Source organism: Fusicatenibacter sp., assembly GCF_050872605.1.
Lineage (GTDB): Bacteria > Bacillota > Clostridia > Lachnospirales > Lachnospiraceae > Fusicatenibacter.
Genome location: NZ_JBNMHD010000060.1, coordinates 1 through 10,745, shown reverse-complemented (window position 1 = coordinate 10,745; position 10,745 = coordinate 1). Strand labels below are relative to the sequence as shown.

The following is a 10,745-nucleotide window of genomic DNA, read 5'->3' as shown; positions in this document are numbered from 1 at the left end:
CAGCCACCCGGCTCCGAACTAGGTTTTTCTGTTTCAAAAGAACTCATTCACTGTAGCTCTCGCTGACAGCTTAGTTATAATAACACCATCAAAAGCAAAAGTCAACACCTTTTTTCGAATTTTCTTATTTTTAGAAAAATATAGTTAATTCTGCATATTTCGTATTTTATCTGACTATTTAGAATCTATTCGAAACCGTCAAAAGAAAAGGCGCCTTCCGGCGCCCTTTCCCTTTCGACTCTTATTTCTCACGTTTACGATAAGCAACTGCTCCGACCACTGCTGCTGCAGAAACGCCGAGCAGGATCACCCACAGCATCACCTGTGTGCGGTCTCCCGTGTCCGGACTCTTTGTTGCTTTCTTCAGATAGAATACGGTATCCGCCTGGCCCTTACTTGAAACGATCGAAATCGTATGCTTGCCTTCTGCCAGACTCTTTGTACACTCTGCCTTCAGCGTAACCTGCGTATTCTCTTTTCCAGCCGTCACATAATTCTTCGCATCAATCTCTTTCTGGTCGATGAGAACCTTTTTGAGATCCTTTGCTTCAAAATCTGCGGTGAAGGAAAGCTCCTTGCCCTGCATACCTGACTGATTGACTCCTTTGGTAATCTTCGGAAGACTCTGCACAGTCATCGGTTTCTGTTTCAGGCCGGCAATCGCTTTTTCCAGCGCTGCCGCATAACCATCCACCGTCTTCTGCTCCGTGATATTCTTTCCGCGTACAATCGCTGCTTTTGCATCATTGACTGCTTTTACGCTCTCGTCCGTGTATTTCTTCAGATCGTTTGGAATCTTCTTCACTGCGGCATCTACTTTGCTGTAGTCCGCATCTTTATACGTAAGGCCGGCAATCGCTGCCTCGATCTTTTTTGCGTAACCGTCTACGCTCTCCTGCTCTGTGACCGGCCGCTCGGTTACGACGCTGTTCTTTGCATCTTCCAGTGCTTTTACAGACGCATCGGTATACAGACTGAGGTCCGCCGGAATCTTTTTGATGGCTTCCTCTACTTTGGAATAATCTGCTTTCCGAACCTGCAGTCCTGCCAGTGCATTTTCAATTGCTGCTGCCCAGCCGTCTACTTCTGCCTGATCCAGAATGGTTTTTCCGCTTTCTACGCTGTTGATCGCTGTCTGAAGCGGCTGAATGCTTTCTTCCGTATAAATACTCAGATCATTCGAAACTTTGGCAAGAGCCGCGTCTACGGCGCTGTAGTCCGCCGGTTTCAGGGTCAGTCCGTCAAGAGCTGCCTTCAGGTTTTCTGCAAACTGATCGACTTCCTCCTGTCTGCTGTCATCCAGATCCCATACAATGGCTTCTTTTGCCGCATTCAGTGCTTTTACACTCTCTTCGGTATAAATGGATAAGTCTTTCGGAATCTCTCCCAGGAGTTCTTCCACTCCCAGATAATCTGCCGGAACCGGTTTGCGTACCAGTGCTGCAATTGCATTCTCCAGTGCTTCCGCATAAGCAGCAACTGCCTGCTGCTCTTCTATCGTTTTGGTGCGGTCGATGGATGCGATGACTGCTTTCAGTGCTTCCACGCTCTCTTCCGTATAGATAGAAAGATCTTCCGGAACTTTGGCAAGTACTGCATCAACTTCTGTGTAATCTGCGCCAAGAAGCGTCAGTGCGTTTACTGCTGTCTGAATGGCTGCCGCATAACCATTTACGGTTTCCTGTTCAGCTGACGGCAGGTTCTCTTTTACCGCTTCTTTTGCTTTCTGAACAGCTGCCGCGCTTTCTTCTGTATATCGGCCCATGTCCTCCGGGATCAGCGCCAGCGCTTCTGTTACTTTGGTGTAATCTGCGGCTTTTACAATCACAGTGAATTCCTGTGTGAAGTCAACGCCGGTTTTCTTTCCGTCTTTGATTGTCGCCAGAAGTTTTACGGTTCCGGCATTCGTTACTTTCAGGTTTGTGCCGTCTAAAACAGCACCTGTCATTCCGGCATCCGTGATTTTCCATGTGATCTGTTTCTGATCTGCATTTTCCGGAACTGCTTTACCCGTCAGTGCGGTGGTTCCCGGGATTTCTTTCGGTATGCCCTGGATTTCTGTTACAGCTACGTACTCATAGGTTCTTATCTGAATTTCAATGGCATCTTTTGTTTCCGTTTCTGCGATCTTTGTTACAATCCAGCTTCCGTTCCAGCTGTCTGCCTTTTTAAGCAGATAATCTGCCGGAGCCTTTTTGGCCCTTTCCGTAAGATCCTTCAGATTCCAGGAAGCCGCCGCTGCGATCACAGCCTCTTTTTCTGTTTTTATTCTTTCTTTGCCATCCTTCTGATTTTTCTTTTCATCCGGATTTGTTTTTTCTGAAAGTATTCGGATTTCTCTGTTCTCTGCATCATTTTTAATCTCCGTATCTTTGCCGAGAACGTCGCCTGCTTTCAGCGAAAGCTCTCCGAACTTCCACGTTTTGGCTTCCTCTTTTGCGAATGCCATGGTTGGGAACATCGTCACGATCAGAAGCATGGACAGTACAAACGAAAGCATTTTTTTCGTTTTCTTCATAACACAAATCCTCCTTTCCTTTTTGATTGTTTTGCAGCCGCCAGGGGCCGCAGTTTCTCTTGTTACTTTCATTATACGTGTGTCAGAAAAAGAGTCAACGGGCCGTAAAAATTCGTAAGAATTCTTGTGCATTTCCGCTAAAATACTTTCAACGTTTTTTCACAATACTTCCATGAATTTTTACGGCCCGTCAGATTTTCTTAAGATATTCCTTTATTTGTGATGAAGCACATATTTCACATACGCAATTCTGCGGCTGTCCGGTGCCCAGGAGTTGACATTGATACTGCCCTGGCCGCCGAAAAGATCCAGCAGTTTTTTCTTATTCTGTCCGTCATAATCCATCATTCCAAGCGATACCTGCATGTTCGGCAGATGCTCGTTCGGTTCCAGCTCGCCTTTGGTGAAGATCAGGTAAATGACGTGTTTTCCATCCGGCGAAACGTGGCCAAACCAGTTGTTGGCATCGGAATCTGTCATCTGGGTGAGACCGCTGCCGTCACGGTTCATCCGCCATACCTGCATCAGACCGCTTCTGGTGCTGTTGAACCAGATGTGCTTTCCGTCCGGTGAATACTCCGGACCGTCGTTGTAGCCTTTGCCGTCCGTCAGGCAGGTTTCCTCGCCGCCGTCTGATGGAATCGTACAGATTTCAATGCGCATGGTCTTCTCTTCCGGCTTTTTGCGGAAGGCACAATACGCAAGTTCTTTTCCGTCCGGCGACCAGCCGTGCAGATAGCTGAGACCCGGTCCGGTGAGGTCTTTTGGTTCACCGCCTGTCATCGGGAGCACGTAGATGTGGGATTCATACGTTCCATCTGTGAGTTCCGGCGGCATGCAGCTTACCGCCAGCAGCTGGTTGTCCGGTGACGGAACATGGTCATTGTTGCACTGCACACAGTCGCCGGTATCAACCTGCTCCACATGGTCTTTGTCAATTTCGTAGCGATAGATTTTTCCTTCGGAATTATAAAGCAGGGTATTTCCATCATTCAGCCAGTTCGGTGCTTCGATGATTCCCGGAAATTCATGGAGCACTGTCTCTTCTCCCGTTTCTACATCCAGAGTACACAGGATACTGTCGGTGCTGTCCCGGTCGCCGGTCCAGCCGGAGAGCATCCGTCCGGCACGGCAGGTGTCCTCCAGTGTCGTCGCATCCATGTCCACAATCTGCAGTGCTCCGTTTGCACGGGCAAACTGGAAGCATGCTTTCAGATCGACCATGCCTTTTCCGAGAGGTGCTTCTTTTCCGGTGAATTTCATATCTTTATAATGAACTGCTTTGACAAGATCTGCATGTGCCCACAGGAACTCCTCCGGATCGACACCGCCGCAGTACGTCCATCCGGTATCGACTTCGGCACCGACTTTTCCTCCGCAGGCATCCAGCAGGTATTCGTATGCGGTTTTTCCATTCACGCGGATGCAGATGTCTTCTTTTTCATTGTGAATCAGAAGACCGGCACCAACCTTTTCGAGCTCTTCTGCCAATTCGCGGTATCTTACCGCGGTTTCGTCCAGAACATCTTTCGCCAGGCGTACCGGGCTCTTTACGACGAACCAGGAAATATGATATTTCTGCGCCAGCTCTGCAAGGATGGCAAGTTCTCTTTCATAGTGGTATTCATCCAGAAAGATATGGGCTGCGTGAACCTCAATGTGGTATTTTTCCAATAGCGGCATCGCCTGCTCCAGATCCTCCGGGCGCCAGAAACCGTAGTCTCTGGCATCGACGCGGAAGCCGAGGCACGGCTCGATCTGACGGTAGCCTGCCGCATAAATTTTCTTTAAAAATCCTTCCGGATCCTGTTTCCACTCTTTTGACACCCCATACATCTGCACTCCAAAATACATTGCGTTTCCTCCTTCTCCCAAATCCGCTGTTTTCCCCATATTTTAAGCGGATTTTCTTTCATTTTCTTCTATTTTATCACATCTGTTTCTTCCATTAAAGATATGCTTTTTCTAAAGTAAGAAAGACTTCTGCAGAGGGTCGCTTCAGCGACATAATTCCCCTCCGCCGCGGTGCGATCCTGCCCGGAGAGCTTTTTGATTTACCGGAAAATTCAACGAACTTTCCGGTAAATCAAGCGGATATTCGCAATCCGCTTCGCTGCTTGCTCATAACCGAATAACTGCTCCGCAGTTTATCAGAAGAAGCTTGCACTTCTCCTGATACAAGCAAGTCCCCACCCACTGCTTATTGCTTTTCGCAATGGAAGCAGTGGGTGGGGACTTACCTGATTCGGTTAAAAAAGGCGTCCTGCATACACTATTTGCATATGCAGGACGCCCCTGTTTCTTATACAAACTGGTTCGTTTTCTCATCATACTCATAGTCGATGAGCGCCAGTTTTTCCCGCAGATCAGATTCCTCTGTCTCCATGGCCGCGCAGAATTCTGCGAGCGACGGGTAAAAATCTCTCAGCTGTGTATTCACATAACTCAGCAGCATTACGGGATCTTTCGGCATCATTCGTCCACTACCTCCACACCTGGTTTGATCATTGCCTTCAGACCTTCGTTTTCCACATCCAGAAGAATGGTGTCACCCTCGCTCACCTGACCGCCAAGGATCAGTTTTGCGGTGCTGGTTTCTACTTCTTTCTGAACGAAACGTTTCAATGGACGTGCGCCGTAAACCGGATCGTAACCGCCATCGATCACAAACTGTTTTGCAGCCGGACTCAGCTCAACGCGAAGCTCCTGATCTGCCAGACGTTTGTTCAGGCCTTTCAGCAACAGATCTACGATATGACCAATGTTGTCTTTTGTCAATGGTTTAAACATAATTGTTTCATCCAGACGGTTCAGGAATTCCGGACGGAAGTGTGCACGCAGATCCTGCATAACCAGATTTCTCGCCTCTTCGGAAATGCTGCCGTCATCCTGAATACCATCCAGCAGATACTGGGATCCGATGTTGGAGGTCATGATCAAAATGGTGTTTTTGAAATCAACGGTACGGCCCTGGGAGTCGGTGATACGGCCATCGTCGAGTACCTGCAGCAGAACGTTGAAGACATCCGGATGCGCTTTCTCGATCTCATCGAACAGAACAACAGAATACGGTTTTCTGCGCACTGCCTCGGTAAGCTGACCGCCCTCCTCGTAGCCTACGTATCCCGGAGGCGCTCCGATCAGACGGGAGACGGAGTATTTTTCCATGTATTCACTCATATCGATTCGAACCATGTTGTTCTCATCGTCAAACAGCTTCTCTGCCAGCGTTTTTGCAAGCTCTGTTTTACCGACACCGGTAGGTCCAAGGAACAGGAAGGAACCGATCGGTTTTGTCGGGTCTTTGATGCCGGCTTTGGAACGGATGATCGCATCCGAAACCTTTGTAACTGCCTCATCCTGACCGATCACTCTGGTGTGAAGCTCATCTTCCAGGCCGAGGATCTTGGTTCTCTCGCCTTCGGTCAGTTTTGCAACCGGAATTCCGGTCCAGCGGGAGACGATTCTGGCAATTTCTTCGTCTGTTACACTCTCGTGTACCAGAGAGAGATCTTCGTTCTTGACTTTTTTCTCTTCCGCTTCCAGCATCTGCTGTAATTTCGGAAGTTCACCGTACTGCAGTTCAGCGGCGCGGTTCAGATCATAATCATTCTTTGCTTTCTGGATCTGACGGTTCATGTCCTCGATCTGCTCACGCAGTTTAGACAGTTTCTCGACAGAACTCTTTTCATTTTCCCACTGTGCCTTTGCGGAATTGAAGGTATCTTTCAGCTCTGCGAGTTCTTTCTGCAATGTTTCCAGACGCTCGCGGCTTAAATTATCGGTCTCTTTTTTCAGTGCGGCTTCCTCGATCTGCATCTGCAGAATCTTACGGCGCTGCTCATCCAGCTCGGCCGGCATGGAATCCAGCTCTGTTTTGATCAGGGCGCACGCCTCGTCGACCAGGTCGATTGCTTTATCCGGCAGGAAACGGTCGCTGATGTAACGGTTCGAAAGGGTTGCAGCGGCAACCAGTGCACCGTCAGTGATTTTTACGCCGTGGTAAACTTCGTAACGCTCTTTTAGGCCACGCAGGATGGAAATCGTATCCTCTACGGTCGGCTCGTCAACCTGAACCGGCTGAAAACGACGCTCCAGGGCGGCATCTTTTTCGATGTACTGGCGGTATTCATCCAGCGTTGTGGCGCCGATGCAGTGCAGCTCGCCTCTGGCCAGCATAGGTTTCAGCATGTTTCCGGCATCCATGGCACCGTCGGTTTTTCCGGCGCCGACGATCAGGTGCAGCTCATCGATGAACAGAATGATTTTTCCGTCGCTCTTTCTGACTTCTTCCAGAACGGCTTTCAGACGCTCCTCGAATTCGCCGCGGTATTTTGCTCCTGCTACCAGGGCTCCCATATCGAGGGAAAAAATCGTTTTGTCTTTCAGGCTCTCCGGCACATCGCCGTTTGCGATTCGCTGTGCCAGACCCTCTACGACTGCGGTTTTACCAACACCAGGCTCACCGATCAGAACCGGGTTGTTTTTTGTTTTACGGGACAGAATACGGACAACGTTTCGAATCTCGGTATCACGGCCGATAACCGGATCCATTTTCTGGTTTCTGGCTTTTTCCACAATATCCTGACCATATTTTTCCAGCGTATCATATGTTGCCTCCGGGTTGTCGGTGGTGACTCTCTGGTTTCCTCTTACCGTGCTTAATGCCTGCAGGAAACGCTCTCTTGTGATGCCGTACTCCTGAAACAGTTTTTTCAGGGACGGGCTTGGGTTTTTCAGCATAGCCAGGAAGAGGTGTTCTACGGAAACATACTCGTCTCCCATGGCTTTCGCCTCATCCTCAGCATTTACCAGTGCTTTATTCAGATACTGGCCGATATACGGCTGGCCGCCGGATACTTTGACGCGGTCATTCAGCGCCGTCTCGACGCGGTTCAGAAAATGATCTTTGTTGATTTCCATCTTTTCGATCATTTTCAGAATCAGGCTGTCGTCCTGATGCAGGAGGTTATACAACAAATGCTCCTGCTCTATTTCCTGGTTGCCGAAATCGTATGCGGTCTTTTCCAGGTCCTGTACAGCCTGCAGCGATTTTTGTGTGAATTTACTGATATTCATAATCGGCTTCCTCCTTATCTATCAAATGCTAACATTCGCTCCGAACAAAAAGAGTAAGAATGTAAAGTTTTTCTTTTTTGTTCTAGTCGTACTATAACACGAGTCGTTAGCACTGTCAAGATGCGAGTGCTAATTATTTTACAAAAAATTTTATCTTTTCGCACTCACCCTAAAATTTGTGACCCTTTTTTATAGTCTTCCGGATGCATCTGTTTTAATTGATTGACAATTACCGAGCTATTCCCGTATATTTAACCCATAAGGCAGATACAAAATCCCAGATGTGCAGGTGAACAGACATGAAAAATATCCATAGCATTGAATTTTATACCGGAAGCAAGGAAGAATTGCTTCCCGGTTTTGAAAAAGATTTTCCCTATATCGCTTCGAAGGCAGAGCTTGACAAATATATAGGGTGTTATGTACCGTGGCACTGGCACAGGACAGTGGAACTTTTTTATATGGAAAGCGGCAGCATTGAATATGATACGCCAGGAGGAAAAATATTGTTTCCGGCTGGAAGCGGCGGCATGATAAATCCCAATGTACTCCATATGACAAAAGCAATATCGCAGAAAGAAAAGAATATACAGCTGCTTCATATTTTCGACGTTTCCTTACTTGCCGGAGAACAGGGAAGCAGGATTGAACAAAAATATATTTCACCTGTCATAACAGCCCCGCAGATTGAGGTAATCCCGCTTTTTCCGGGCAATGCAGAAGAAGAAAGGATTTTGAAACTGCTTGCTGCCTCATTTCGTTTATCCAGTGATGCATTTGGATATGAAATAAAACTACGGGAAGCCCTAACGGAAATATGGCTCATGCTTTTTGAACTTTCTCGTTCTATGCGTGAAAAGAAAGGGGAACATAACAAAAGCAACGATAAAATAAAACTGATGATGATATACATTCATGAACACTACAGAGAAAAAATATCTATTCCGGAACTTGCTGCGGCAGCATATTTAAGCGAAAGGGAATGTTACAGAGTGTTCCATGACTGTCTGCACATGACACCCGTTGAGTATATAACAACTTACCGTTTACAAATTGCCTGTCAGATGTTGGCAAAGGGGCAGGAAGCTGTTACTGTTATCAGTCATGAGTGTGGTTTAGGGAGCAGCAGTTATTTTGGAAAAGTTTTTCGGGAATATGCATATTGTTCACCTACAGAATATAGAAAAAAATGGCGGAATAGTGATAGGTAATGGCGGAAAAGAAATATTTTCCCTATGTCTTTTGCATTATAATGATACCTGTAAAGTAAATCAGCAATTTACAGGAGGTGAACGCAAAGTGATAAAACTAAACATTCTGAACATGAAAAATTTTTTAGATACTGTCAATGCCTGCATTGGCAAAGTATATATGCTCTGCCCGAACGGTAAAAAACAAAACATTAATGGGGAAGAAATGATACAGGACAGTTTGTGGCGACAATACTTCCAAAACAAAAACTGTCAGTGTCTTATTTTAGAAATTCCGAATCCAACGGACTATATGAACATTGTTTCGTACTATGCAGGGGATTGCTGATTTGTCTGCAAATATTTCATTATAAAGGGGCCGGGCGTTTTATTTTCCAGCCCCGCCCTTTTGAAAGGAGTTAAAAATGGAGTTGAACCTTCAGACCGCAGAATTGGCATTAAGGGAAGCTTCAGAATCCAATCCGGGAGCATGGGCAGATCATTCCCGGTTTGTAGCCGAAGCCTGTAAAAACATTGCATCACATTGTAAAGATTTATCTTCTGAACAGGCATATATTTTCGGGTTGTTGCATGATATCGGACGCTATGCCGGAGTGAGTTCGGAAAGGCATCTGATAGACGGCTATCGGTACTGTATGGAGCGCGGATGGGAAAAAGCTGCACAGATATGTATATCCCACGCATTTATGATACAGGATATTGCCACATCTATCGGTGAGTTTGATGTCAGTGATGAGGATTACCTGTTTATGAAAGAATTTGTTGCGAATGCGGTATATGATGATTATGACCGTCTTGTACAGTTATGTGACGCATTGGCTATGCCGACGGGGTTCTGTCTTTTGGAAAAGAGATTTGTAGACGTGACAATACGGTACGGTGTTCACACAGCGACAATAGACAGGTGGAAAAAGATTTTAGAGATTAAAGAACAGTTTGAAAATCAGATTGGCTGTTCTATCTATTCTCTGCTTCCGGGTATTGTGGAAAACAGTTTTCGTTAGGAGGGATATTGTGTATTACGAATCCAGTGATTTTTTGGAAACTGCAGACAGCAATACGTTAAAGCAGATTGCCCGCACAAGAGAATCCATGCAGGATGATTATTTTGATACAGACAGGGAAAGGTGGCAGCATGAAGTATAAGCATATTGTTTTTGACATTGACGGTACTCTGATTGATACGGAATATGCTGTATTACATTCTTTACAGGAAACTATAAAGGAATTGTCCGGGAGAAAGATACCATGTTCTGAACTAAGATTTGCGTTAGGTATTACAGGAACAGACGCTTTGAAAAAACTTGAGATAAAAAACACTTCCCATGCGATAGAATTATGGGATAAAAATATGCGTAACTATACAAATACCATCAAAGTATTTGACGGAATCATTGAATTATTGAAAAATCTTCTAAGCCTGGATTATAAAATGGGGATTGTCACATCAAAGACAAGGGAAGAATTTACACATGATTTTTGTCCGTTTGGTATCAGTCATTATTTTAAAACAATCATATGTGCAGACGATACGCAGGAACATAAACCCAATGCCGCACCGATTTTGAAATATGTGGAATTATCAAAAACAGACCATAGTAAAGTGCTTTATATTGGAGACAGCAAATATGACAGTAAATGTGCGGAAGATGCAGGAATTGATTTTGCTTTGGCAGTATGGGGCAGTCATAATAAGCACATAAAAGCAGATTATTTTTTAGAAAGACCTGCTGACCTGTTATCTGCTATCACTTCAGAGAAATTGTATTGGCAATGAACTCTCTGCATTATCAACCCTATAGCAAGACCCGAAAATAATGCAAAAAAGGCAGTGCTGCAGAGCGCGAATTGCAAGGAACAGATTTGAAGGCGTACCGGGGTACGACGAAAATCTGTGACGCAGTAATTCACGCTCTGCGGTGCTGAATTTTTTGCAT

The 10,745-nt window shown here is 46.0% G+C and carries 9 protein-coding genes; 5 read left to right on the top strand and 4 right to left on the bottom strand.

Annotated elements, in window-relative coordinates; genetic code table 11:
* Nucleotides 1-241: 241 nt before the first annotated feature.
* The 4 genes from ACY2VT_RS13445 to clpB all read right to left on the bottom strand — a co-directional run bounded on the left by ACY2VT_RS13445 (nucleotide 242) and on the right by clpB (nucleotide 7,597).
* Nucleotides 242-2,518 carry a hypothetical protein gene (locus ACY2VT_RS13445; protein ID WP_461880234.1) on the bottom strand — a complete coding sequence of 759 codons (2,277 nt, stop codon included), beginning with the start codon at nucleotides 2,516-2,518 and terminating at the stop codon, nucleotides 242-244.
* Between the two features lie 213 nt (nucleotides 2,519-2,731).
* On the bottom strand, nucleotides 2,732-4,372 hold the full coding sequence (locus ACY2VT_RS13440) for a TIM barrel protein (RefSeq protein ID WP_461880233.1): 1,641 nt from the start codon (nucleotides 4,370-4,372) through the stop codon (nucleotides 2,732-2,734).
* A gap of 448 nt (nucleotides 4,373-4,820) precedes the next feature.
* Nucleotides 4,821-4,994, bottom strand: coding sequence for a DUF4250 domain-containing protein (locus ACY2VT_RS13435; protein ID WP_461880232.1), 174 nt, complete (start codon nucleotides 4,992-4,994; stop codon nucleotides 4,821-4,823).
* Complete coding sequence (gene clpB, locus ACY2VT_RS13430; RefSeq protein ID WP_461880231.1) at nucleotides 4,991-7,597, bottom strand: ATP-dependent chaperone ClpB; 2,607 nt, start codon at nucleotides 7,595-7,597, stop codon at nucleotides 4,991-4,993. Before clpB ends, ACY2VT_RS13435 begins: the two co-directional genes overlap by 4 nt.
* A gap of 299 nt (nucleotides 7,598-7,896) precedes the next feature.
* On the opposite strand from clpB, the gene ACY2VT_RS13425 reads away from it, so the two are divergent.
* From ACY2VT_RS13425 to ACY2VT_RS13405, 5 genes are all read left to right on the top strand, one after another.
* Nucleotides 7,897-8,808 carry an AraC family transcriptional regulator gene (locus ACY2VT_RS13425; protein ID WP_461880230.1) on the top strand — a complete coding sequence of 304 codons (912 nt, stop codon included), beginning with the start codon at nucleotides 7,897-7,899 and terminating at the stop codon, nucleotides 8,806-8,808.
* Entirely contained in the window at nucleotides 8,753-9,136 is a 384-nt protein-coding gene (locus tag ACY2VT_RS13420) for a hypothetical protein (protein WP_461880235.1), read from the top strand. The genes ACY2VT_RS13425 and ACY2VT_RS13420 overlap by 56 nt, the downstream gene beginning before the upstream one ends.
* Nucleotides 9,137-9,212: 76 nt before the next feature.
* Nucleotides 9,213-9,812 (top strand): HD domain-containing protein, encoded by a 600-nt coding sequence (locus ACY2VT_RS13415; RefSeq protein WP_461880229.1) that lies wholly within the window; start codon nucleotides 9,213-9,215, stop codon nucleotides 9,810-9,812.
* Nucleotides 9,813-9,822: 10 nt separating this feature from the next.
* On the top strand, nucleotides 9,823-9,954 hold the full coding sequence (locus ACY2VT_RS13410) for a hypothetical protein (RefSeq protein ID WP_461880228.1): 132 nt from the start codon (nucleotides 9,823-9,825) through the stop codon (nucleotides 9,952-9,954).
* Nucleotides 9,944-10,585, top strand: a complete 642-nt coding sequence (locus ACY2VT_RS13405; protein ID WP_461880227.1) for an HAD family hydrolase — start codon at nucleotides 9,944-9,946, stop codon at nucleotides 10,583-10,585. Before ACY2VT_RS13410 ends, ACY2VT_RS13405 begins: the two co-directional genes overlap by 11 nt.
* The last annotated feature ends 160 nt before the right edge of the window (nucleotides 10,586-10,745 follow it).

What these genes read in the sequence shown, in the direction of transcription:
- ACY2VT_RS13440 (WP_461880233.1), bottom strand. Translation starts at nt 4,372, where the DNA reads ATGTATTTTGGAGTGCAGATGTATGGGGTGTCAAAAGAGTGGAAACAG.
- ACY2VT_RS13420 (WP_461880235.1), top strand. Translation starts at nt 8,753, where the DNA reads ATGCATATTGTTCACCTACAGAATATAGAAAAAAATGGCGGAATAGTG.
- ACY2VT_RS13435 (WP_461880232.1), bottom strand. Translation starts at nt 4,994, where the DNA reads ATGATGCCGAAAGATCCCGTAATGCTGCTGAGTTATGTGAATACACAG.
- ACY2VT_RS13415 (WP_461880229.1), top strand. Translation starts at nt 9,213, where the DNA reads ATGGAGTTGAACCTTCAGACCGCAGAATTGGCATTAAGGGAAGCTTCA.
- ACY2VT_RS13445 (WP_461880234.1), bottom strand. Translation starts at nt 2,518, where the DNA reads ATGAAGAAAACGAAAAAAATGCTTTCGTTTGTACTGTCCATGCTTCTG.
- ACY2VT_RS13405 (WP_461880227.1), top strand. Translation starts at nt 9,944, where the DNA reads ATGAAGTATAAGCATATTGTTTTTGACATTGACGGTACTCTGATTGAT.
- clpB (WP_461880231.1), bottom strand. Translation starts at nt 7,597, where the DNA reads ATGAATATCAGTAAATTCACACAAAAATCGCTGCAGGCTGTACAGGAC.
- ACY2VT_RS13425 (WP_461880230.1), top strand. Translation starts at nt 7,897, where the DNA reads ATGAAAAATATCCATAGCATTGAATTTTATACCGGAAGCAAGGAAGAA.